The organism is Streptomyces sp. NPDC001339, assembly GCF_042895955.1.
Lineage (GTDB): Bacteria > Actinomycetota > Actinomycetes > Streptomycetales > Streptomycetaceae > Streptomyces.
Genome location: NZ_JBIAWT010000003.1, coordinates 692,060 through 714,955, shown reverse-complemented (window position 1 = coordinate 714,955; position 22,896 = coordinate 692,060). Strand labels below are relative to the sequence as shown.

At 71.0% G+C, this 22,896-nt stretch carries 18 protein-coding genes and 1 pseudogene; 5 read left to right on the top strand and 14 right to left on the bottom strand.

What is annotated here, in order from left to right; genetic code table 11:
• Window positions 1-9: 9 nt before the first annotated feature.
• The 3 genes from ACFY12_RS12175 to ACFY12_RS12165 all read right to left on the bottom strand — a co-directional run bounded on the left by ACFY12_RS12175 (window position 10) and on the right by ACFY12_RS12165 (window position 1,974).
• Window positions 10-342, bottom strand: coding sequence for a hypothetical protein (locus ACFY12_RS12175; RefSeq protein WP_390715675.1), 333 nt, complete (start codon window positions 340-342; stop codon window positions 10-12).
• A gap of 595 nt (window positions 343-937) precedes the next feature.
• Window positions 938-1,711, bottom strand: coding sequence for an AlkA N-terminal domain-containing protein (locus ACFY12_RS12170; RefSeq protein ID WP_390715674.1), 774 nt, complete (start codon window positions 1,709-1,711; stop codon window positions 938-940).
• Window positions 1,696-1,974: an Ada metal-binding domain-containing protein gene (locus ACFY12_RS12165; RefSeq protein ID WP_390715717.1), complete on the bottom strand. Its 279-nt coding sequence runs from the start codon at window positions 1,972-1,974 to the stop codon at window positions 1,696-1,698. Before ACFY12_RS12165 ends, ACFY12_RS12170 begins: the two co-directional genes overlap by 16 nt.
• Before the next feature lie 633 nt (window positions 1,975-2,607).
• On the opposite strand from ACFY12_RS12165, the gene ACFY12_RS12160 reads away from it, so the two are divergent.
• Window positions 2,608-3,210, top strand: coding sequence for a DUF6545 domain-containing protein (locus tag ACFY12_RS12160; RefSeq protein ID WP_390715673.1), 603 nt, complete (start codon window positions 2,608-2,610; stop codon window positions 3,208-3,210).
• Between the two features lie 43 nt (window positions 3,211-3,253).
• A complete protein-coding gene (locus ACFY12_RS12155) occupies window positions 3,254-3,994 on the top strand; it encodes a class I SAM-dependent DNA methyltransferase (protein WP_390715672.1) in 741 nt (246 codons plus the stop codon).
• Between the two features lie 19 nt (window positions 3,995-4,013).
• Here ACFY12_RS12155 and ACFY12_RS12150 read toward each other — a convergent pair.
• Both ACFY12_RS12150 and ACFY12_RS12145 read right to left on the bottom strand, forming a co-directional pair.
• A pseudogene (locus ACFY12_RS12150) lies at window positions 4,014-4,641 on the bottom strand (IS5 family transposase); the annotation flags it as partial.
• A 23-nt stretch (window positions 4,642-4,664) separates the two neighbouring features.
• Window positions 4,665-4,895, bottom strand: a complete 231-nt coding sequence (locus ACFY12_RS12145) for a hypothetical protein (protein ID WP_390715671.1) — start codon at window positions 4,893-4,895, stop codon at window positions 4,665-4,667.
• A gap of 155 nt (window positions 4,896-5,050) precedes the next feature.
• Here ACFY12_RS12145 and ACFY12_RS12140 point away from each other — a divergent pair, with 155 nt between their 5' ends.
• Entirely contained in the window at window positions 5,051-5,539 is a 489-nt protein-coding gene (locus ACFY12_RS12140) for a hypothetical protein (RefSeq protein ID WP_390715670.1), read from the top strand.
• Complete coding sequence (locus ACFY12_RS12135; RefSeq protein WP_390715669.1) at window positions 5,540-8,527, top strand: M48 family metalloprotease; 2,988 nt, start codon at window positions 5,540-5,542, stop codon at window positions 8,525-8,527.
• Window positions 8,528-8,680: 153 nt separating this feature from the next.
• On the opposite strand, the gene ACFY12_RS12130 is transcribed toward ACFY12_RS12135, so the two are convergent.
• On the bottom strand, window positions 8,681-14,500 hold the full coding sequence (locus ACFY12_RS12130) for a TIR domain-containing protein (RefSeq protein ID WP_390715668.1): 5,820 nt from the start codon (window positions 14,498-14,500) through the stop codon (window positions 8,681-8,683).
• A 306-nt stretch (window positions 14,501-14,806) separates the two neighbouring features.
• Here ACFY12_RS12130 and ACFY12_RS12125 point away from each other — a divergent pair, with 306 nt between their 5' ends.
• Window positions 14,807-15,928: an SLC13 family permease gene (locus ACFY12_RS12125; RefSeq protein WP_390715716.1), complete on the top strand. Its 1,122-nt coding sequence runs from the start codon at window positions 14,807-14,809 to the stop codon at window positions 15,926-15,928.
• Window positions 15,929-15,966: 38 nt separating this feature from the next.
• On the opposite strand, the gene ACFY12_RS12120 is transcribed toward ACFY12_RS12125, so the two are convergent.
• The 8 genes from ACFY12_RS12120 to ACFY12_RS12085 form a co-directional block, all read right to left on the bottom strand.
• Entirely contained in the window at window positions 15,967-16,809 is an 843-nt protein-coding gene (locus tag ACFY12_RS12120) for an inositol monophosphatase family protein (protein WP_390715667.1), read from the bottom strand.
• The gene (locus ACFY12_RS12115; protein WP_390715666.1) at window positions 16,790-17,449 is read right to left on the bottom strand and encodes a hypothetical protein; all 660 of its coding nucleotides are present in this window, start codon (window positions 17,447-17,449) and stop codon (window positions 16,790-16,792) included. The genes ACFY12_RS12120 and ACFY12_RS12115 overlap by 20 nt, the downstream gene beginning before the upstream one ends.
• A gap of 19 nt (window positions 17,450-17,468) precedes the next feature.
• Window positions 17,469-18,419: a hypothetical protein gene (locus ACFY12_RS12110; RefSeq protein ID WP_390715665.1), complete on the bottom strand. Its 951-nt coding sequence runs from the start codon at window positions 18,417-18,419 to the stop codon at window positions 17,469-17,471.
• A gap of 167 nt (window positions 18,420-18,586) precedes the next feature.
• Window positions 18,587-18,715 carry a hypothetical protein gene (locus tag ACFY12_RS12105; RefSeq protein WP_390715664.1) on the bottom strand — a complete coding sequence of 43 codons (129 nt, stop codon included), beginning with the start codon at window positions 18,713-18,715 and terminating at the stop codon, window positions 18,587-18,589.
• Window positions 18,716-18,965: 250 nt separating this feature from the next.
• Window positions 18,966-20,492: a hypothetical protein gene (locus ACFY12_RS12100; RefSeq protein ID WP_390715663.1), complete on the bottom strand. Its 1,527-nt coding sequence runs from the start codon at window positions 20,490-20,492 to the stop codon at window positions 18,966-18,968.
• A 126-nt stretch (window positions 20,493-20,618) separates the two neighbouring features.
• On the bottom strand, window positions 20,619-21,788 hold the full coding sequence (locus ACFY12_RS12095; protein ID WP_390715662.1) for a glycosyltransferase: 1,170 nt from the start codon (window positions 21,786-21,788) through the stop codon (window positions 20,619-20,621).
• Window positions 21,785-22,606 carry an alpha/beta fold hydrolase gene (locus ACFY12_RS12090; protein WP_390715661.1) on the bottom strand — a complete coding sequence of 274 codons (822 nt, stop codon included), beginning with the start codon at window positions 22,604-22,606 and terminating at the stop codon, window positions 21,785-21,787. The genes ACFY12_RS12095 and ACFY12_RS12090 overlap by 4 nt, the downstream gene beginning before the upstream one ends.
• A 3-nt stretch (window positions 22,607-22,609) precedes the next feature.
• Window positions 22,610-22,867, bottom strand: a complete 258-nt coding sequence (locus tag ACFY12_RS12085; RefSeq protein WP_390715715.1) for an acyl carrier protein — start codon at window positions 22,865-22,867, stop codon at window positions 22,610-22,612.
• Window positions 22,868-22,896 lie beyond the last annotated feature (29 nt).

Genomic DNA, 22,896 nt, shown 5'->3' with positions numbered 1-22,896 from the left:
CCGCCTCCTTCAGATGTAGGTCACTGGGTTGCGGGACAGGTGCGGGCTCGAGGTGGGGTGGCCGATGCGGGGGTCGCCGCGCAGGAGTTCGCCTTCGAGGGCGTAGCGGTCGCCGTGCTTGGAGATCCCGGTGATCTTCGCGACTGCGAGGACCGTGCCTTCGGTGTTGATGATCTGCACCTCGTCCTGGGCCAGGGCGCGGTCGGCTTTGAACTTCCAGATGCCGCGGCCGGCCACCCAGGCATCGTCCTCGCTCATGCCGGGGCGCCAGCCGAGGGTGGTGCGGCCCAGGCGGTCGTCCGGGTCCGCGGCACGCTCGGCACCGATCTGGATCTGCAGCATCCGGCCACCCCTCCGACGAAAAACTCTTCAACTTGTTGCAAAGTTACCATCCCCAGGCTTAACTCATCAACAAGTCAGACAGTGCCAAACCCGCCCAGGGCCCGGGCGAGTTCACATGCCAGCCCACGTAAATACGGAGGACACACACGGCCAAGGAGTACGGCGAGCCGCTGCGCGGCACACGCAACGGCACGTGCCCCGCATGCGGGACGACCGGCACGGAACTCGTCCACACCCGGTTCCACAGCGACACCGACATACGCCGCTGTGCCGAGTGCAGCACCCAAAGCACCCTCGAGAAACTGGTCGTCGCCCGCCCGAGCGAGGTCACCCACCCCGGAGCCGACTGACACACCCGCCCGCCGACCCGCACCCAGGCACAGGCCAGCGGGTTCTCACACCGTTCAGCGCGGCTCGGCCACACGCCGGAACTGAACCGCCCGCGGGCTCGCGAACGGGCGCTCCACCTCGCCCGCCACAAGAGACACAAGCCCCCGGCACAGACAAAACCAAATCCCGCGCCGATCACTGCAATCCGAAACGATCACTACACCCCCCACCCAAAAGCTCACACACCCAGCGATCACACCCAGATTTAGCAGAGGTCGGCCAGCGGGGCCTCGGCCAGGGTCCGGGCCCTGGGAAACAGATGGGTGACCGCTCCGCTCGGGGACGGCAGGAGGTCGCCGAAGCGACGCGTCAGTGCGGCTGCAGCCGTCAGGCCCCCAGCCCCGGGCAGCACCTGGCGAAGGACGGTGCACAGCAGCAGTTCCTCGGGATCGGCCGCGCCGGGCACACGCAGACCCGGCCGGGCGGTGACCAGAGAAGCCATCAAGGGTTCGCCGGTGAGGAGATCTGTGACAGCCAGCGGATCAGCATCCAGGTCCAGCAGGCGCCGACAGCGGTGGATGGCAGTGGCCAGATCTCTTATGTCTTCCAGACGGAACTGTGCTTCGACATGGCCGGAGTGCGGAGTCAGACCGACCGCGCCGGCTCCGTGAGGCAGCCGCAGGCTCCTGCGGTACGTGCCGCTGTCGACCTCCTCGACGCCCACCACCGCACGGGCACCGAAGAACCGCAGCAGGGCCGGTCCGTCGAAGGGTTCACGGACCGACAGGCGTACCGTGAAGGTACCGGCAGCCTGGTCGGCAGGCGAGGCCGCCGCCTCCCGCAGGGCAGTAGGGGTGCGGTCGAAGACGGCCGCCATCGTGTCGTTGAACTGGCGGACGCTGGAGAAGCCTGCAGCCATGGCCACTTCGGTGATCCGCAGGCCGGTCGTCTCCAGCAGGATACGAGCGGTCTGAGCCCGCTGGGCACGAGCCAAAGCCTGCGGGCCGACACCGACCTCGGCGGTCAGCAGACGGTGCAAGTGACTGTGGTATAGCCCAGTTGCATGGCCAGACCCGCGACGCCGTCACGGTCACAGACGCCATCGGCGATAAGGCGCATGGCTCGCCCCACGACGTCGGCCCGCAGATTCCACTCCGGTGACCCAGGACTGGCATCGGGGTTGCACCGCTTGCACGCACGAAAGCCGGCCTCCTGCGCCGCCGCGCTCCGATAAAAGCGGACATTCTTGCGCCTGGGACAGCCAGGACAGCTTGGACAGCAGTAGATGCCAGTGGTCACCACCGCGGAATAAAACAGCCCGTCAAAACGAGTGTCCCGACTCAGTGTGGCCCGCCAGCAACGTTCGAAGTCAAACACGTTTCAACCTTTCCAGCAGAGAGAGCAGGGCACTGGCGGCCATCGGACATGCAGGCTCTGCCTACCGCAGCCGCAGCCGTGGTCGTCCCATACACCCAGCTGAAGCCGTACCTGCCGAAGAACACGGGCAAAGCCAGGGCCGGATGCCACCCCCGGCGAAGCAGCGGGATACCTTTCCCCGGCAGAAGCCACCGCAGGACACGCTGTCCGACCCGCATACGTACCACCGCCCTTCACAGGCCCGAAACAGCCTTGACGCCACACGGCAAGACCAGTCTCGAACAGGTACTGCACGACGCACCGCCGGAACTGCTCAGCACCAGCATCCACAGCCACGCGAACACCGGACCAGTGACATGCCAACACCATGAGCAGACTCCAGACCGGATGACATACCGACACCATGAGCAGACTCTCGCCCCGTACACCAACACGGCCTCGGCCTCATCACTCCAGGCGAGCATCGACAGTCCCGAGCAACGGCAGTCGTTCACAAGTGCCGAACGACGGTAGTCGTTCACAGCAGTCTCGGCAGTCAGCCGAGCCAGGAGCACCAGAGTGCCCTCGGTCACGCCTTCTATACGTGCCCGGGCACACACTGCCTCCACCCCGGCGCAGACGACCTGCCCAGCGTGGCGCCTGCGTGCCGCAGCGGTCCCGATCCAACTGCGCCTGTACCGACAGGTGATCAAAATCAGAGACACCATGATCGCACTGCGCAGCTACATCCCGGAAGCCACCACCGAACAGGCCCACCAGCACATCACCAACCACGCCGCCCCCAACACCTCACAGACGCACACATCACCACCTGCCGGCACACCACAGCCCTACACACCCAGCACACCAGCCAGCCCCCAAAACCCAGTCACTAAACCTCACCAGAGACAGCACACACAACCTCACCGACAAGACCGACTACCTACCCAGGATCACCACCACCCACCAGCCACCAGCCAACAATGGTCCACCACCACCAAAACCCGCTCACCAACCCAAACCACTAGACGAGTCAAGGCGATGCCATCAGTGGTCCTTACGCTGGTCATCGGTCTGGTCCAGCCATTCGCAGGGTTGAGGCATCCAAGGGTGCAAGGTGAGGCTTTTAGCGGGACTCCCAACGAAATAATCTTCAAGATGGTTGGATCACGTGGAAGGTAAATCCGTTCGACAGCGCCCGCGGCACCCGGCAAAGTAGCCGTCCGTGACGAGCAGTGAGCTATGGACACGTGCGACCGCCGACCGCTACGACGCCGAGGAGACCGAGATGTCCTCGGCCGCCGTTCTCGGACCGACTCTCACCTTCCTCGCCGAGCTCGCCGGAGACGGCCGGGCACTGGAGTTCGCCATCGGAACCGGACGGGTGGGCGTCCCGCTCCGGGAACGCGGCGTGCCGGTAGTGGGCGTCGAACTGTCCGAGCACATGGCAGCGGTGCTGCGGCGCAAGACCGACGAGGACACACTCCCGGTAGCCATCGGGGACATGGCCACCACCGTCGTCCCCGGCGAGTTCACCCTGGTCTATCTCGTCTACAACACCATCACGAACCTGCTCACGCAGGACGAGCAGGTCGAGTGCTTCCGCAACGCCGCACGTCATCTTGAGCCCGGCGGCCGATTCGTCATCGAGCTGGGCGTGCCACCGCTGAGGTTCCTGCCGCCCGGCCAGGTCGCGGTGCCGTTCGACGTCTCCGAGCGGCATCTCGGCTTCGACACCTTCGACCTGGTCGAGCAGATTCTCGTCTCGCACCACTTCACCCGTGACAGCGAAGACGGCCGCTACCGCCGCGACAACTCCCGGCACCGGTACGCCTGGCCGGCAGAACTCGACCTGATGGCACGAATCGCTGGGCTCGAACTGGAACGTCGCGTCGCGGACTGGGACGGGGCGCCGTTCACCCAGGACTCCGCGAAGCACATCTCCGTGTGGCGCAAGCCAACCTGAGGTCGGCCACCGCGGGCCGTCAACGTAAGCCGTGCCTGTCTTGAAACTCCACTCGGGAGTTCAAGCGTCGCCAGCAGACCAGTGCGCATCCGAGGGTGAGAAGGCTTCGTGGATGTCGTCGCGTATCTCCCAGCGGATCCGCAGGCGGCGGAACCAGTGCAGGTGGGCGAATGCTCGCTCAACAACCCAGCGTTGGCGCCGAGTCCGGAGCCATGCTCGGTGCCCCGGCGGGCGATAAGCGGCTTCACGCCGAGATCCCAGACGAGGCGGCGGCACTTGTCATGATCGTAGCCGCGGTCACCCAACACCACGTCCGGGCGGCGCCGGGGCCGGCCTCGCTTGCCCCGCACCGGCGGTACCGCCTGAAACAGCGGGACCAGCTGGGTGACGGCGCTTGCGGTTGCCGCCGGTCAAGGTGGCGGCGAGCGGGATACCGGTGACATCGGTGATCAGGTGGTGCTTGCTGCCCGTCCTGCCCCGGCCAACGGGGCGTCGCCCCGCCTTGGATCCCCCTTCAACGCCCGTATGCGGGAGCCGTCGACGACCGCCCGGGAGAAGCCCAGGGCGTCCGCCCTGCGAAGCCTGGCCAGGAGGAGTCCGTGCAGCCGGGGCCAGACTCCAGCCTCGGTCCACCCGGCCAAGGGACGCATCGAACGCCTCGGCGGCGGCGTTATCCGCCGAGGCCGGTCTCCCGACCGACCCGCATGTGCAGTGGCACCTCCCGGCGGGGAGCCGCCTGCTCGACCAGCTCCTGGACGGTGCAGGGGTGGGCGACAGCCCGGACTTCGTTGGGTAGCGCGGAGGCAGGGACCTGCGTGGTGGAGTCGAGGTGTCGGACGAGTGGCGAGGTCTCGCCGTGGTCGGCGACCGCTGCGACAGTGCCGCCCCCCCAGAGCCGCACACGCGCAAATCCCAGCTCAGGACACCGGTATTCCCACAGCGTCCGCGAACGTCTGGGGCAGCAGCTGAATAGTCACTCCAACTTGTATGCCTTTAGTGGCTCGTTGGGTATTCAATGATGGGTTGTGGAATCACCAGCCGAAGGGAGGGCCGGCAGTGCCCACAGTGCGCGAGGTGGTGGCCGTGGCGGCTCCGAGCGAAGTACCGCTGCTCGACGGCCTGGCCTCCCTTGATGACGAGAGCCTGGGCCGACTGCTCGGCCGTCGCAGAGGCCTAAAGGAACCGCTCGGGTCCGGGCCTGCCGAAGTGGCCGGACTGGCCGCTCCCGTGGTGTGGCCGGTCGTGGACGAGGTGGCCCGCCAGGCTGTGCGCGCCACCGTCGATACGGCCGCCCGCAGGATTCGCAGGGCGGTCAGGGGATTGCTGCGCCGCCCGCCCAGGTCTGCGCGCACGGTGCCGTCGCTGACGTCCGGACAGCTGGAGACCGTACACCGCAAGGTACGGGAGCGGGCCGGAGAAGCAGGCATCGAACGGGCTGCCGCCGCGGCCCTGGCCGATGCGGTCGTCTCCCGCCTGGCCCGCGAGTCGGCATCCGACGCACCTGAGGCACCCGAGCTGCACCGGTCGGGAGAGGCAACCGCCTGAATGCCCGGGGAAGGAGGAACGCTGACTGCACTGCCCAGGGTCGACCAGCGGGTCCTGGCCGCGGGCACGACGATACGGTTCGTGCTGCTGCTGGCGATGCTGCCGGTGGCCTGCTTGTGGATGCTGCGCCAGTTTCTCTCCCCGGGTGCCTTGGTCGAGGGGCCGACAGAGGCCACAACAGCATGCTTGGTCAACGTCTCCACGGACCCCAGCGGGGCCCACGTTCCCCGCGTCCTCATGCGCATGATGGGCAACGCCCCGAACCCCCTGGCGCAGTGCCCCTCCAGCGTGGATACGGCACGCTTCTGGCTGGCGGCCGGCGGGACCGTCCTCGTCCTTGTCGCTGCCTTCGCGCTCTACTGGTGGCTGCCCGCCTGGAAAGCCCGCCAAGCCCGCCTGGTACCGGTCGCAAGCGCCGACCCCAGCGGTGAACTCGCCGAGTCACTGGCGGCGTTGACTCAACGAGCTGGGCTGTCCCGCGCACCGCAATTCATGGTGAACCGACGGGCGCTGAGCGCCAGTGCCGTGGTGTTCGGACGGCGCGGCTCCTACGTCGTCTGCCTGCACGCCGGTCTGATCGCGCGCCGAATCACCGAGCCGCAGATGTTCACCGCGGTGGTCCTGCACGAGCTGGCTCATATCCGCAACCGCGACGTGGATGTCACCTACGGCACAGTCGCGCTGTGGCGGGTCTTTCTCCTCGCGGTCCTGCTGCCCTACGCCATCCAGCAATGCCTGGTCTTCGGCACGGTCCAACTGGCCGGCAGCGGCTCGCCTTTCGTCCTCCAAGCCGCACCGGCAATCGCCCGGAACGTGCTGCTGTCTGCGTTTCTCGTGGCGCTGGTCCATCTCGCGCGCGCGGACATCCTGCGGAGCCGAGAGCTGTACGCCGACCTGGATGCGGTGGGGTGGGGCGCGTCACCGGCGATTTGGAGAGAGGAAGGAAGGACGCCCGGCACGGGTGGCCGGCTCACGGTCATGACAAGAGCGTTCACCAAGCTCTGGCACACCCACCCCGGCTGGGCGGAAAGGCGCCGGGCGCTGGATGACCCCTCAGCACTCTTCACCTTCAGCGCGCTTCAGATGTTTCTGGTCGGAGCGGCCGCCATGGTCCTGGCGGATCTGCTGCCGATGGGCATGTTCGGGCTCCACGGACGTACCGCGGACGCGGCCGCCGGGTGGCTGACCGCGGCTCTGGTGACAGCGGTCACCGGTATCGCGCTGTGGCGGGGTGCCGTACATGCCGTGGCCACCGGCCGTCGTGCCCCCTCTGGACTGCGCGCCGGCTCCTGGCTCGGACTCGGCATGGTCGTGGGCGAGGTCATGCTGTACCGCACCGGCGTCCATCACTGGGTGGCTCCCTACCCCGAACTTCTGCTGGTGCTCGCATTCGGCGCAGCGGTGACGACGTGCTGGACGGCACAGGGGGCGCTGCTCCTGCTGACAGCATGGCGCGGCCGCACCGCAAGGAGTGCTCTGCTCTGCGGCCTGCCGGTGACCTGGTGCGCGTTCGCCGTGTGGTTGGTGTGGTGGAACACCAACGGGCACTTCTTCGCCGCCAACCTGCCCCTCTACCCGCTGGAGTGGCTGAAAGCCGATTTGCTGCGGCAGGTACCGGACGGCCCCTTGGCCGACCACACCGGCCTGGCCGGCGCGCTCGCCGCGGGATACCCGTTGATCGACGCGCTGCGCACCCACACCACCCTCGTGGCCATGGGCACAGCGATGTGGCTCCTCCCTCTGATCGCCTGGACTCGCCGGCACCGGCCCGGTGCACCCAGATGGATGCAGGCCGCGCTGCCGGCCGATATGCACCCGCGCGCTCCGGACGCACAGATGCCTCCTGCGCTGCGCACCATCGGCCGGGCGGCGTTGCTGGGCACGCTGACGAGTTGCGCCGCGCTGCTGGCGGCCATGGGCTGTCTGCACGGTTCACGCCCCCCTGCAGCGGAGCGGGGCGGTACGTATGCGCTCAGTTATGTGTTCTTGTGGGCGCTCGCGCTGGCCACTGGAATGATCGTCGCGGCAGTGGTCGCAGCAGCGCAGCAGCACCACTTCCGCCTGCTTGCCGCCCTGTCCGGAGCAGGGACCGCATTGCTGCCGGCGGTGGCCGGCCAGTTCCTGCTGGTATCCGCCGACGGGTGCCTGGCGCCGACAGCCGTGATGGCGCAGTCGTGTCAGTGGAGCACACACCGGGCATGGGTGCTCGTCGAACTGTGGTCCCCGTTGATGCTGGGTGCCGGTGTGTATCTGGCAGGTGCCGGCGCGCTGATCGCCGTCGCAGCAGCCGAACTGGCGGGAAGAATTCCCTTCCGGCGGCAGCGCGCGGGCGTACCTGTCCGCGCGGTCTCACTGCCGTCGACGGAAGGCGGTCATCCGGTACGACGACGTGTCACCGTGACAGTGGTGTGCGGTGCCGCGGTAGGGCTGGCGCTCTTGTCACAGCACACAGCCGCGAGCGGACCGTGGTCCGGACTCCTGCGCGGCCCGCACCTCGCACGACTGGCCGGGCCGGCGCTGCACAGCATCACCTCGAACGTGACCAGCCTGCGGCTCAAACGCTGGGACGGGCGCCCCGTCCTTTCCAGGATTGCCCTCCACACCGCGGCCTACCACAAGGCATGGGCGGCGGCCGAGCACAGCGGCAGCCACAGATCCATCGCGGTCGGCCTGAAGACCGGATGCCGGAAACTGGCGGGCGACGCGGAATCCGGTGCCAGAGCCCACCCCTACCCCTTGCCCGACGGACGACGACTGTGGTCGCTGATGCTCGACGAGACGCGCAAAGGCAGCACGATGTGTCTGAAATCCGGCAAGGGAGACGAGGACAGCGGATTCTTCGGAGCCAACCGGCACTTCGCAGCGGCGCAGTCGGCGCAGCGGCAATTGACGACGCTGATGCAGACGTACGAAGCGCGGCACGCCCCGATGAGGTTGCAGCATCCCGGCGGTCAGCAGCCCCCGAAGTTCACGCCTGTGAAGCCCTGACTGGCTGAGCTTCCAGGGTTGTGTGTTGGGGGGATGGTCAGGGCGGATTGAGGTCGAGTCTGCGGCGGACACGGCGCCGTTCGGCGCGGACCGGGTAGTTTGCGCCGTCTGATGGGCCCGTCCTACCACACCGGCACGCCCCGCCCCGCGGTGTCACAACTCCGCGTCGAGCGGGAGGCGGTGGACGCCCGGAAGGTACTCGTCCAGTTCGCCGGGGGTGAAGCGGGCCATGCCGACGACGTGCCAGAACTCGCCGACCACCTCGCCCTCGTACTTGTAGCCGCCCTCGGGGGTCAGCGCCGCCCAGCCGCCGGGGACGCCGATGAGCGTGGCGTGCGGGGTGGGCGCACCGTCGGGCGCGGGGATGCGCCACAGGCGGACCGTGCCGTCCTCGCCACCGCTGGCCAGGAGGGTGCCGTCCGGACTGAAGGCGAGGGAGAAGATACGCCCGGTGTGGCCCGTGAGGCGGGCGGTGCGGATGCCGGTACGGACGTCCCAGAGGCAGATGACGCGGTCGTCACCGGCAGTGGCGAGCAACGGCAGCCGGGGGTGGGCGACAGCCGCCCAGAGCCGTCCGTGGTGTCCGGTCAGGACGTGGCGGGGGGCGCCGTCACGCCAGACGATGGCGGTGCCGTCCCACGAGGCGCTGGCCAGCCAGTCGCCGCCGGAGCCGAAGGCGACGGCGTAGACGCGGTCGCTGTGGCCGTCGAGTTCACCCTCCAGGCGGCCGCTCTCCTGGTGCCAGAGGCGGACCCGGCCGTCGTCGCAGCCGGTGGCGAGGGCGGTGCCGTCGCCGCGGAAGGCGATGGACCGCACCCGGCCCCGGTGGTCGGCGAGGGTGGCGACACGGGCGCCGGTGGAGCGCCACCACAGGCGGACGGAGTCGTCGTCGTTGGCGGTGGCGAGCAGCGTGCCGTCGGCGCTGAACGCCTCCGCCCACGTGTGGTCGGTCTCCACGTCGACCTCGCGGAGGTACTCGCCGGTCGCGGCGTTCCACAGGTAGACGTCGCCGTCGTTGCTGGCGGTCCCGAGGATCGGACCGACCGGGCTGAAGACCGCGGAGACCAACCGGTCACCGCGGCCGGTGAGTTCAGTGGTACGGCGGCCGGTGCGGGCGTCCCAGAGGCGGACGATGCCGTCGTTGCCGCTGGTGGCGAGGCGGGCGCCGTCGGCACTGAAGGCGACGGTGTTGACCCGGCGGCCGTGGCCGCGCAGGATGCGCTGGCCCTGGCCGGTGTCGGCGTTCCAGATCTGGGCGCCCCCGTCGTTGCCGACGGTGACGAGCTGACTGTCCTGCGGACGGAAGCGGCAGGCCCAGGCCGAGCCGCGGTGCTCGACGGGCTGCTGACGCAGCAGGCTGACGGCGCGGTGACCGCCGGAGAGTGCAACGCGCCACAGGCGGACGGTGCCGTCGCTGTCGCAGGCAGCGAGGAGCCGCCCGCCGTTGCCGAACATCACCTGGTAGACAGCGCCGGTGCACCGCTCCAGGACTCCCGCGGGGGCGCCGACGACCGGGTCCCACAGCCGGACCTGGCCGTCGGTGTCGCCGCTGACGAGGAGAGTTCCCTCGGGGTGGAAGTCGAGGGTGTAGACACGGCCGGTGTGGCCGGTGAAGGCGTGCAGCAGGCGGCGCTCGGCGAGATGCCATACGCGGACCGTGCCATGGCCGTCGGCGCCGTGGTCGCCGGTGGCCAGGAGGGTGCCGTCGGGGCTGAACCGGGCGCGGAACACGGCGCCTTCGTGGCCGTCGAGACTGCCGGTGCACTCTCCCGTACGGGTGTCCCAGATACGGAGGTTGGCGGCGGCGTCACCGGTGACGAGGGTGCGCCCGTCGGCGCTGAACACCGCGGTGTAGACGGGGGCGGTGTGGCCGGGGAGCCGGTGCAGCGGTTCGCCGGTGGCGGTGTCCCAGAGGGTGACCAGGCCGTCGGCGTCGCCGGTGGCGACGACGGTCCCGGCGTCGTCGAGGGAGACCGGCCAGACGCCACCGGGGTGGACGTCCAGGCGGTGCAGCCGGCGTCCGGAGACCGGGTCCCACAGGCGTACGGTGCCGTCGGAGCTGCCGGTGGCCAGGACCCGGGAGCGGAACTTCACCGCGTAGACGCGGCCCTCGTGGCCGTGCAGGGTGCGCATCGCGCGACCGGTGTCGGCGGCGCAGACGAGCACGCCGCCGTCCTCGCTGCCCACGGCGAGGAGTTCGCCCGCGGGGCTGTACGAGAGAGGTTCGGGCAGCCGGCTGGTGCGCATGTCGAAGCCGTACGGGACGCCGACGGCGGCGGGGCGGAAGCCGACCTCGACGGGCATGCCGGGGGCGAGGGCGGCGGTACGCAGTTCGGGGGCGGCGCGGACCTGCGGATCGGTGAGCGGGTCGATGAGCGCGGCACGGTGCCAGCGGCTGCGGGCCAGGCGGGCACCACGCAGGTCGGCGCGGGTCAGGCGAGCGCCGCGCAGGTCGGCGCCGGAGAGGTCGGCGCCGGAGAGGTCGGCGTGGTCGAGGCGGGCGCCGCTGAGGCGGGCGTCGCGCAGCACGGCGCCGGAGAGGTTGGCGCCGATGAGCCGGGTGTCGGAGAGGTCGGCGCCGGTGAGGTCGACGCCGGAGAAGTCGCGGCCGGAGAGGTCCTCGCCGGAGAGGCGGGCGGCGCGCAGGTCGGCGCCGGCGGGAACGCGGAGCCGGTCGATGACGCGGACGGCGTTGGCGCGGGCCGCGTCACTGACGCCGGGCCCGGGGGCGTTGAGGACGGTGCGGACCCAGGTGGTGCTCAGGTCGTGGTGGGCGAGGTCGCAGAAGAACTCGACGGCGAGGGCGCTCAGCGGCCGGGCGGCGAGCAGGGTGCTGTCCCCGTCGGCGAGACGGTCGGCGGCCTCGCGGGCGATGAGCCATTCGACGACGGAGCCGTGGATGAACTGGAACATGCCGTCGTCGGTGCGGATCAGCAGACTTCCGGCTCCGACGGCCTGGGCACTCTCCTGGGTGGTGAGGGTGGTGCCGGCGAGCCCTGCGAGAGCGGCGGCGACGGTGTCGGTCAGTTCGTCGAGGTGCAGGGCGTTGCGGCCGGTCTCCCACAGGCGGCGGGCGAGGGCGGTGACGGCGGCCCAGAGATGGTCGAGGGTGAGGCCGGGGGCGGCGCCGGGGCCGCCCTGACCGCGGCGTTCCTCGTGGGCGAGCCAGGCGGTGAACACGTCCTCGTAGAGCCGGGCGGGGCTCAGGGCGCGCCCGGCGCCCGCGACGGCGCGCAGCTGGTCGGGGTCGAGGTCGGCGACGAAGCTGAGCAGCCGGGGGTTGGCGCACAGGGCGAGCAGGTCGGGGATGTTGCCGAGGAGTTCGAAGCGGCGGTCGGCGGTCTCCTCGTCGCCGTAGCGGTTGACGAGGTAGGCGCGGATCTGTTCGGGGACGAAGCCCTCGACGGCGAGGATGCGGCGCTGCGGGAGCAGGCCGACGCGTTCGCCGAGGGCGGTGAGGATCTGGTCCTGCGACTTGAAGTGCTGGGTGCGGCTGCTGACCACGATCTTGGCGTTGTCGACGGCGGCGTTGAGGAGGACCTGGAGGTGGTCGGCGGCACGGTCGTAGCTGACGCGGTTGACGAGTTCGTCGAAGCCGTCGAAGAGGAGGACGACGCGGCCCTGGCCGAGCATGTAGCGCAGGGCCCGCAGGTCGATGGTGTCGACGTCGTGGCCGGCGAGGTGGGCGGCGACGAGCCCTTCGAGGCTGTGGGCGCGGTCGAGGGTGTGCAGCGGGATGAGCAGCGGGGTGAGGTGCGGGAGGTGTTCGGGTATGCGGCGGGCCAGCTCGCGCAGGGCGAAGGTCTTGCCGTGTCCGAAGTCGCCGAGGAGCAGCATGAAGCGGCCGTGGTCGGTCTCCAGGAGCTGGAGCATGGCCTCGACGAGGTGCTCGCGCTCGTCGGTGTCGGGGCGTTCGGCGTCGCGGTAGCGCTGCGGGAGGTAGAGGTCGGGGGCGTAGCGGTCGTCGTTGCTCAGCCGGGTGGTCTGGGCGGTGACGTAGGCGCGCAGGTCGAGGAGGCCCTGGAACTCCAGGAAGCTGCGGACGCGGACGCCGCGGCGCCCGGCCCGTTCGCGCAGGGACTGCTCGGGGGGCGGGCCGTCGTGGACCAGCTCGGCCTCGGAACCGGTGTCGGTGGCGTGGGCCTGGGCGAGGAAGCGGTCGAGGTCGGCGTCGGTGGGGGTGCCGGGGTGGACGGCGATGCGCTGCTGGCGGACGACGCCCTCGTCGCTCCAGGTGACCATGATCTGGGCGAGGTCGTCGGGGGCCGCGCGGGGGACGTCGCGGAGGCGGACGCCTTCCTGGCGGGCGCGGCAGACTTCCTTGACGCGTTCGGCGAGGGAGTCGGCGGGCTCGTCGACGGCGCGGTTGTCGGCGGGCGGGACGGTGGCGGGCGGGGCCGCGGGCTCACCGGGCGGGGTGAAGATCCGTCCGGCGCCGTGCCAGGTGACGGGGAAGACAGCCGGTTCGGTGCCCCCGTCGCCGGTCCAGCGCGTGACACCGTCGGCGGTGACGCGCAGCAGCTCGAATCCGGCGGGGGCGGCCGAACCGTACAGCGGCAGGCTGCTGTTCTGGAGCGGGAGGTGGTCGTGGGACGGCTCGCCGCCGGTGGTGCGGGGGCCGCCGCTGGGGCCGTGCAGGACGAAGTGGAGGCGGGGCGCGGCGAGACGGATGAAGGTGTCGACGTCGCGGAGCGTGCCGGGGCCGCCGGGGGCGTCCTGGGGGCGGCGGCGGCCGGTGAGCGGGTGGCGGAGCGCGCCGATGCGCAGCCAGCCCTCCTCCTCGTAGCCGCGCAGTGCCTCGGCGAACCAGGCGGCCTGGTCACGGCCGAGGAAGCCGTACTGGTCGTCGGGGCGGTGGCTGGCGGCGATGGAGGAGTTGAACCCGGCGACGACGGTGTGGAGTTCGGGCACCGGGAAGAGGGTCCAGGGCTGGCCGCTGTCGAAGACGGTGTCGAGGCCCTCGTAGAGGCCGCGGAAGAGGCGGGTGTAGTGGCGCCACTTGGGCCAGTACGGGGGCTGCGGCGGGATCTCGTCGGCCTCGCAGGTGTGGAAGTAGCCGCGGCAGGCGGCCTGGCTGACGTCCTGGTTGCCGGGGACGACGATGACGCGCTGCGGCGGCAGGTCGAGTTGGGAGCGCAGCCCGGTGAGGAAGCTGAGGGCCTGGTCGCATTCGCGGGGGCTGCCGGAGGCGGTGAGGTCTCCGGTGACGACGAGGAGGTCGGGCGCGGGGGCGCCGGCGTCCTTCAGCTCGACGAGGTCGCCGCGGATCTCCCGGCGCAGCGCGTCCGGTTCGCGGCCGCGGCCGAAGTCCGGGCCGGCGAGGTGCAGGACCGTCAGGGCACTCTGATCACGGGCCGCGCCGGGGGCCTGCGGATACTGCGGCGCGCGGGCGGGGCGGCGGCGGCCGGACCATCCGGTGCGGCCGAGCGGACGCTGCCGGTCGTCGGCGGCGGTGGCGGGGCCGGGCAGTTGGACGGAGCCGTCGGCGGTGACGGAGCCGGGGTAGCCGGGACGGCGGCCGGGGCGGGCGTGGCCCTCGACGGCCTGGCCGACACGGGTGAGCAGCATGCTGCGGGCGGTCGCGGCGTCTGCGACGCCGACGAGGTCGACGTAGGTGATGGTGGCGAGGAGCCCCTCGATGGGGATGTCCTCGACGCGGACGGTGAGCAGCTTGCGCTCGGGCTCCTCCGGTTCGGCGCGGAGCGCGGCCTGCCATTCCATGCGGCCGTAGGTGGAGCGGCCGTAGTGGCCGGAGAGGACGGCTATGACGGCGACGGATTCGCTGACACCGCGGTCCATGAAGTCGATGAAGTTGGTGCCGGCGACGAAGTCCCACGCCTGGATGACGGTGCGGTACCCGGCCTCCTCCAGGGTCCACGCGATCCAGGACGCCCATTGTTCGTCGGCGGGCGAGTAGCTGATGAAGAAGTCCACGTCACGTGTCCGGCCGAGCAGTTCCCCGTCAGTCACCATGTCCCCATCGTAGGAGGTCGGGAGGTGGCGGGGCAGGCGGTTGAAGGGATCACTCGAGGGGTTTCGGTCAACCGGTGTGGGAGCCATGCGGTTTGGGGACCACATGGACGGATTGGGGGACCACATGGACGGGTTCGGTCTTCACGGACGGCGGGCGTCGGCCGCCGGAACCGTCCGCCGCCGGTCCCGGTCTCCCCTTCTCCCCCGCCGCGTCCGGCCGCGTGTGCGACGCTGTCGGGCGTGCGATTCCTCAAGCGTCTGCATCCCCTGGACTGGCTCGCCGCCGGGCTGTTCGCCTGCGGCCTGATGTGTGTGGCCACGGGACTCCTGCCACCCGCGCCCGCCGAGGACGCGATGACGCGTATCGGGCCGCTGCTGGCCTTCCTGGCGACGGTCATCGTGATGGCCGAACTGACCGGCCGGGCGGAGGTGTTCGACGCGGTGGCGTCCTGGGTGGCGCGGACCGGGCAGGGCAGCTACCCGCGGTTGTTCGGGCTGTGTGTGCTCTTCGCGTCGGTCACCACCATCGTGCTGAATCTGGACACCACGGCGGTGCTGCTGACGCCGGTGATGCTGGCGCTGGCCGGGCGGGTGGGCATCGCGCCGGTGCCGCTGGCGATGACGACGGTCTGGCTCGCCAACACCGCGAGCCTGCTGCTGCCGGTGTCGAACCTGACGAACCTGCTGGCGGCGAACCGGGTCGGGCTCTCCCCCACCGAGATGGCCGCCACGATGGGCCTGCCCCAACTGGCCGCCGTCGCCGTGACGATGGCGTGCCTGTGGGGCTTCTACTGGCGGCGCGGACGGCGGGGCTCCGAAGGGTACGTACCGCCCGAGCGGCGGGCGCCGGCCGATCCGGTGCTGTTCCGGGTGTGTGCGCTGGCCTGTGCCGGATTCCTGCTGGCGATCCTCGTCGCGGACGTGCCGCTGTGGTCGGCGTCGCTGACCACGATGCTGATCGTGGTCGTCGCGTTCGCGGTGCGGCGCCCCGCCGAGCTGCGGTTGTCGCTGGTGCCGTGGCGGCTGCTGGTGCTGGTGCCGGGGATGTTCCTGGTCGTCGAGACGGTGAACGCGCACGGGCTGGACACGCTGCTGACGGCGGCGGTCGGGCCGGACGGTGGCCTCGGCGGCATGCTCCGTGCGGCGGGCGTGGGCGCGGGCCTGTCCAATGTCCTCAACAACCTGCCGGTCTACATGGCGGGCGAGGCGGCGGTGCCGGTCGGCAACCACCACCAGTTGCTGGCGCTGCTCATCGGCACCAACGTCGGCCCGCTGATCACGCCGTGGGCGTCGCTGGCGTCGCTGCTGTGGTTCGAACGGTGCCGCGGACAGGGCACGGTCATCCCGTTGCGGCGCTTCATGGGGACGGGGTTCGTCCTGGCGGTGACGGCGACCCTGGCGGCGACGGTGGCACTGGTGGCGGGCTGAAGGCCGGGGACCGGGCGCCGGAAGGCCCCGGGCCCCGCTCAGGCCGCCCGCGCGCCTGCGACCACGTCCAGGAGGTACGTCAGGGTGTCGTCGCGGGCGGCGACGAAGCTGCGGTCGGTGTCCGGGCCGGCGGAGCCCACCGTGAAGGGGCCACCGGTCAGGGTGCGGAACTCCACGCCCGCCTCGGCGGCCAGCAGGGCACCCGCGGGGAAGTCGATGCCCTCCGCGCGGTAGCCGACGAAGCCGTCGATCGCGCCGCGTGCCAGCATGCTCCAGCCCAGCAGCGGCGCCCACAGCTGGAGCATCCGCCGGGTGCGGCGCTCCAGTTGGCCCCGCAGCCCCGCGGCCACCGGGTCGGCCCGGTCCACGGCGTGGCCCTGGGTCCAGGCCACCACCGGCCCGCTGCGCGGCACCGCGCCGGACGGCCCCGGCAGCCGGCCGAGGCCGCAGGACGCGCCCTGACCACGGACGGCCCGCCAGGTGGAGCCGGTGACCGGTTCGTGCACCACGCCGACGACCGGCGCGCCGTCCACGCACAGCCCGATGCCGACGGCGTAGGCGGTCAGGCCGATCGCGACGTTGTTGCTGCCGTCGAGCGGATCCACCAGCCAGGTGCGACGGCCGACGGCGTCGAGGAGGCCCGCCTCCTCGGACAGGATCCGGTCGTGCGGGAAGTGCTTCTGGAGGCGGGCGAGGATGAGTTTCTCCGCGGCCAGGTCGAGGTCGGTGACGACATCGCCCCCGGCGTCCTTGACACCCACCGCGCGCGCCACGCCGAAGCGGCCGCGCAGCAGGACCCCCGCCTCCTCGGCCGCGGCGACGGCCACCCGCGCCTCGCTCGCGTACGGTGCGACGTCCCGGTCACTCGTGCTGCTCGGCATGGATCCTCCTGAGTGCTGTGCGGACGGTCCGTTCGGTCTGCTCCGCGCCGCACAGCCGGCGCACCGTACGGTGGCCGCGGCCGTGCAGGGGGCCCAGGGAGAGGTCGGTGTGGCCGGGCAGCGACCGGCCGAGCACCAAGGTGGCGGCGGGCTGTCCGCGCGTGACGACGGTGGCGTGGAACTCGCCGGCCGGCAGGCTGTACGTCTCGCCGCTGCCGCTGGAGACGGTGGGGCCCGGTTCGCAGTGCACCAGGCGGGAGGTGGGCCGCAGTTCGTCGACGCCCGAGGGGGCGCTGAAGACCTCGAAGATCCGATGCGTGGGGGTGCGCGCCTCGTCCCTGACGGTGACCGGGAGGTTGCCGACCCGGCCGTACAGGACGTAGCTGCGCAGCTCCCAGCTGTGGGCGTGCATGGGGGCGGCGGTGGGGTCTGCGGGGGTGCCGGTGCCGAAGAGGTGGACGCAGACGCCGCGGGCGCCGTCGCGGACGAGCGGCAGGCACAGGAAGCCGAGCGGGTGGCGGACCACGCGTAACTCCCTTTTGCCGCGGGCGATCTCCTCCAGAACGTCGGTGACGCCGGCGCGGGGTGCCTCCCGCGGGGTGCCGGGCCGGAGCAGCCGGTCGAGCGTGTCGTAGTCCATGAGCCGCGCCCGAGGCGTCTCACCTCCGGTAGGGGTCCTCAGCGTGCAGGGCTTTCTCGATGATCTCCGCGACGTCGGCGTCGCTGAACACCGAGGGAAGGGGGAGGCTGACGTCGTCGAAGACCGCGCGGACCTCGTCGACGGTCGGCTCGTCACCCAGGGGGGCGATGCCCCGCAGGTCGAGGCGGACGGCTTGTTCGCGACTCTGGTGCAGCTCGGTGACGTAGTAGTCGTAGAGCGGCTGGTCGCGGGCGACCAGGAGGTTGACGCGGTTCGGGTCGTCCTGGGTGATGATCAGGCAGGACTCGGAGAGGTCGAAGCGGAGAGTGGGGACACCCGAGGAGAGGTGGACGCTGATCTCCAGGGTGTCGAGCCGCTGGCGGAACCAGCAGGCGGCCAGGACCGTGGCGTACGCCTCCTTGCGGGTACGGTCGGCGGTCCAGGCGTGCGCCGCGTCGTCGTTGCGGCGGCGGGCGAAGGTCTGGCGGAAGCGGGCGTAGGCGGCGCAGGTCTGCTCCTCCGCCGGGTTGATGATGTCGATCTTGATGCTGAGCTGGGATCGCTGGCGGGTGGCGGTCTCGACGCACCGGGGCAGCGTGACGGCGCGCAGGTAGGTGCCGGTGCCGCCCTTGAAGTACCAGCGGTTGGTCTGTGCGCGGGCCTGTTCCAACGCGTCGCCGACCTGATCCCCCGAGAGGGAACGGACCATGGCGAGGTCCTCCAGGGCGCGGCGGGTTTTCGCGGACGCCTCCTGGATGTCGGACTTGCGGCGCAGCCGCTCCGTCATCGTCCCGACCGCGACCGCGCCGAGCACCAGCAGCGTCGCGCCGGACGACACCTTGTCGCTGACGACATCGCCGAAGACGTCCATCAGGCCGATGGTCAGGCCGAGCCCCACGGCGACGAGCCCGTCCAGGTTCCTGATCGCCCAGGCGACGACGAACTCCACCCGCCCCACACGCTGCACCACGTCGAGTCCCCTCCCCGTTCCCTGGCATCGTAGGAGCAACGGGACGGCTCTGGCCAGAGCTGCCGACGATCACAAGGCTCTATCGTGGAAGGGAAGTTGGCCGGTGGAGCACGCCGGCCGCGAAGCAGCCCCTGGCGCATGCCAGGGGCTGCCGGCGGGGCTCAGCCTCAGCGGTGCAGGATCAGCCACCCCACCCCGCTGCCGCCGACACTCGCGACAAGAGTGCCGAGCCAGATGGTGGCCCTGCGGGAGAGACGCAGGGCGACCGTGAAGGTGAGGTCGATGTGGTCGGACACCTGGACGTCGATCCGTATGAGCTTCCTGCCCTTGTCGGGCAGAGAGGTCTTAGGACCGGTCTCTGCGGCCCATCACTCCTCCTCGGCTCGGTCGTCTGCGCGAACACCACCACCGTGTCACCCGTGCGCAGTGCCTGGCGCGGTACGTTGGGCCGGACGGGTGATGACCGGGTCGCCCGGAGGGTCGCGCCTCCGGGCGACCGACCGGCAGCGACGTGGAGTACCGGGACGGCGGCCAGACCGGCTTTTTTCAGCGGCGCTGGGGCTTGCTGCCGCCGGACTGGTCCCTGCCATTCGGCGGTGTGTCGTCCTGCGGAGTGCGCGGCCGGGGGATCTGTATCGCCCCCTTGCCGTGTGCGAGTTGCACCTCGCGCTGCACCTTGGGCATCGGCAGGCGCACCGCGAGCGCCTGTACTCCGCCGATCTTCAGATAGGGCATGGCCCATCCCTCCAGGTCGACTCCCGCGAACAGCTTCCAGTCGGCGTCGGCCGCGGCCTTGCCCTGGGTCGAACCGCCGGCCCCGCCCTTGACCTCGGTGCGCACGTACGGCGCGGCGACGTCGCCCTTCACGCCCACGCTGCCGTAGAGACCGAGGTTCGCCTCGGCGCCGAACCGGACCTTCGCGTTGACCGCGGCCGAGGCGCTCGCCTTCAGCGTCGCGGGGGTGAATCCCACCTTGGCCTCCGGCTGCCAGCCCTCGCGCAGACCGAACGCGGAGCCGAGGGCGAAGTCCCCCTTCACCGGGTCCTGTTGGACGTCCAGGCTCGCCTTGCCGTCGGCATCGATCAGGACGTAGCAGGTGAGGTCGATGTTGACGGTGACCGGAAGTTCACCGATGTAGAAGGTCGGGTTGGCGTGCAGGACGGCGAACGGCACCCGCACCGGCTTGCCGTTGGTCGTGGGGGCCGTCCGCCCCTTGAAGTGGAACCCCGAGGACCAGTCACCGCTCAGCCGCAGGCCGGCCCCCGACGGGCCGTCGCCGGAACCGCGGCCGTAGTAGGTGAAGTCGACCTCGGGCGCGAGCTGGACGAAGCCCTTGAGCGACGTCTTGGTGGGGCTTTCCACCCCTTCCCCCTTCGCGTCCTTCTCCGTGTCGATCGAGGTGTCGACATCGACGCGCAGGCTGCCGAAGGGAAGTTTGAGGCCCTCGGGTCCGGCGTGGACGTTGCCGCGCTTGGCCCAGGAGAACTTCACCCCCGGGACGAGCGAATCGACCTTGAAGCCGGACGGGTCGACGGGCAGCTTGTTCTTGACCTCGGCGCCGCCCAGCACCGTGGAGAGATCGACCGGGGCGGTACGGACCTCGGTTCCCTTGGAGGTCTTCTTCTCCACCTTCGTCACCTTGGCCAGGACGCCCTGGGGCGCGCCGGGCACGGGCTTGCTGGCGACGATGTCGCCCACGGCGACGGGCTTCTTCGCCGCAGGCGTCGCCGACGGCCCCGGCGTACCGGACGCGCTCGGGGTGGCCTGCGCGACGGTGTGGGAGATGACGGCGCGCCCGCTGTTGCGGTCGATGGAGTCGACCTTCACCGCCGACTTCTGCGTCTTGATGCCGCCGCCCGCCGGGATGGCCACCGCGCTGGGCTCGGCTCCCCCGGGAGAGGGTTCGTCGAGGTTGAAGCCGACGTTGGGGGGAGTGAAGGTTTCTCTGGTGTTCGCCGCCTCGTCCGAGGCGTTGGTGGGGCCGCTTCCCGATGACGAGCAGCTGGCCAGGGCGAGGGAGAGGGAGGTGAGCAGCACTGGCGCCAGTGCCGCTCTTCTGCGGAGGTTGCGCATGGGGGATCCTCGTGGATGGTGGATGGTGGATGGGTGTGAGGGGTCTGATGCCTGCGAGGGGAATGGCGCGGGCATGTCAGGGCATGGGCGGAACCTCTCGTTCGGCAGGACCTGTGGGCCGGCGGGTCACTTCGCCCCCGCCGCCAGGGCTTCGAGATGCACGGCCGCGGCCGCGGCGCCCCCCGCGGCACGGAACGACGCGCGCACCCTCCCGGCCGCCTCGCGGCAGTCGGGCTCGTGGAGGACGGTGTCCAGCGCCGCGCCCAGCACCTCGGCGGTCGCCCGGTTGAACCGGACCCGTACGCCCGCCCCGGCGTCCGTCACCTGGGCGGCAACGGCAGGCTGGTCGTCCCGGATGGGCGCGACAACCAGCGGGAGGCCGTTCCACAGCGCCTCGCACACGGTGTTGTGCCCGCCGTGGCAGATCACCGCGTCGCACCGTTCCAGCAAGGCCAGTTGGGGAGCGCGCGGCCGGACCAGCACCCGGTCGGCGAACTCCGGCACCGTGCCCGTCGGGTCGACGATCACCGCCTGCGCCCGGTCCGGCCGTTCGCGCACCGCCTCGGCGCACGCGGCGAGGAAGCGGGGCGCCACCTCGGCGTTGGCCGTGCCGAGGGTGATCAGCACGGTGGGTGTCCGGGGGTCGAGCCGGTGCCAGGGGAAGTCGTCCGCGGCCGGCCGGGCGGCGAGCGACGGTCCGACGAACCGGACCTGTTCGCCGGCGGACGGGACCGGCCCGGCCAGGGCCTCGGTGCTGAAGGCCAGCACCAGGCGATCGGACAGCCGAGGGTCCACAGTGCTCCAGGGGTCGCCGATCCGGCGCCGTAGCTCCCCGATCAGCCCGGCGATCCAGGAGTCGACCTTCGGCAGGCCGGACAGCGAGGTGAAGCCCGCCGTGGTGGTGGCCGAGGTGGCCCACACCAGCCCCAGCCGCTCGGCCACGAGGCCGCCGGCGACGGCCTGCTGGTCGGCCACCAGGACGTCCGGCCGGAACTCGCCTACGGCCGCCCGTACTCCGGGCGCCATGTGCTCGGCGAGCGGCCCCAGGAACCGCTCCCACAGGAACTTCAGCGCCGCCGGACCGCGGAGCGAGGGCGGCCGCAGCAGGGCGGGGTCGGCCAGGTCCGGGGAGGAGCACCGGAACACGGTCGCGCCGTCGCCCACCAGCGGTCCCACGACCTCCGGCAGACCCGCCCAGGCCACCTGATGTCCGCGCCGGGCCAGTTCGGCGGCGACACCGACCGTGGGGTTCACGTGCCCGGCCAGGGGTGGCACCACGAAGAGGAAGCGGCTCACCGTGTCACGTCCCCGGCCGCCGGTACGGGCGTGTGCGCGCGGATCCACTCCAGGATCAGGTCGCCGGTCAGCTCCGTGGCTCCGACCAGGAGCCAGTGCTCCTGGTCCGGCACCACTACGGTGCGGCACTGCGGCAGCAGTGACCGCAACCAGTCCGCCTGTGCGGCGAGTTCGGACTCGGCCCCGTACAGGGCCAGCACCGGGCAGTGCACCGCGCGGACGGCGTCCTCGTCGAGGACCCGGCTGGCGGGGACGTCCCGCGCCGTGGTGGTGGAGTGCAGGAGCCGGGCGGCCGACCGGATGCGTTTGGTCACGTGCTTGCCGTGCTTCTCGGTGAGTTCCTCGAAGAGGCCGTCACGGGCGAGTTCCTCCGCCCCGCGCGCGAGGTTGGCCGCCATCTTGCGGGACCAGGCGCCGGTGGCCGGCTCCGACTCGATCATCGAGACGCTGGCCACCCGGCCGGGGTGCCGCGCCGCGTGGCCGAACGCGATGGTGCCGCCGTAGGAGTTGCCCACCAGGTGCACGGGGCCCGCCGGGTCCAGCCGGTCGAGCAGGGCCTGAAGGTCGTCGAGGTGGTCCTCCAGCCGGTAGCCGGCCGGCGGCTGCTCACTGAGGCCCTGCCCCCGCAGGTCGTACATGATCACGTCGAGCCCGGCGGCGGCAAACCTGGGCGCCAGGGTGAAGTAGTAGCTGATGAGGCTGTCGATGAGCATCCCGTGGATGAGCACCACGGTGGGCGGCGGGGCCGTGCCGGTCGTCGTCCGCGCGGGCATCCGTTCCACGTGCACCGTAAGGCCGCCTGCGTCGATCATGGCCATGGGTCACCGCTCCCCTTCGGCCCGCAGGCAGTCGGCGATGTGCTCGACGAGCTGTCCGACCGTCAGGCCGATGATCTCCTCCAGCCCGAGCCCGGCCAGGTACTCGGCGAAGTTCACCCGCTCCCCGTACCGCCCCTGGAGGTGGCCGCCGAGGGTGACCAGGTCGATGCTCTCCAGGTCCAGGTCGTCGTGGAAGCGGGTGTCCATGGTGATCCCGGCGTCGTCCACTCCCCCGTACTCGCCGAGGACGGCGTGGAGCATGCCGCCCACCTCCTCGAACACAGCCTCCT

Excerpts from the sequence above, each read along its gene's own strand:
- ACFY12_RS12115 (WP_390715666.1), bottom strand. The coding sequence starts at position 17,449 with ATGGACTACGACACGCTCGACCGGCTGCTCCGGCCCGGCACCCCGCGG.
- ACFY12_RS12120 (WP_390715667.1), bottom strand. The coding sequence starts at position 16,809 with ATGCCGAGCAGCACGAGTGACCGGGACGTCGCACCGTACGCGAGCGAG.
- ACFY12_RS12085 (WP_390715715.1), bottom strand. The coding sequence starts at position 22,867 with ATGCTCCACGCCGTCCTCGGCGAGTACGGGGGAGTGGACGACGCCGGG.
- ACFY12_RS12135 (WP_390715669.1), top strand. The coding sequence starts at position 5,540 with ATGCCCGGGGAAGGAGGAACGCTGACTGCACTGCCCAGGGTCGACCAG.
- ACFY12_RS12175 (WP_390715675.1), bottom strand. The coding sequence starts at position 342 with ATGCTGCAGATCCAGATCGGTGCCGAGCGTGCCGCGGACCCGGACGAC.
- ACFY12_RS12130 (WP_390715668.1), bottom strand. The coding sequence starts at position 14,500 with ATGGTGACTGACGGGGAACTGCTCGGCCGGACACGTGACGTGGACTTC.
- ACFY12_RS12090 (WP_390715661.1), bottom strand. The coding sequence starts at position 22,606 with ATGGCCATGATCGACGCAGGCGGCCTTACGGTGCACGTGGAACGGATG.
- ACFY12_RS12125 (WP_390715716.1), top strand. The coding sequence starts at position 14,807 with ATGTGTGTGGCCACGGGACTCCTGCCACCCGCGCCCGCCGAGGACGCG.
- ACFY12_RS12100 (WP_390715663.1), bottom strand. The coding sequence starts at position 20,492 with ATGCGCAACCTCCGCAGAAGAGCGGCACTGGCGCCAGTGCTGCTCACC.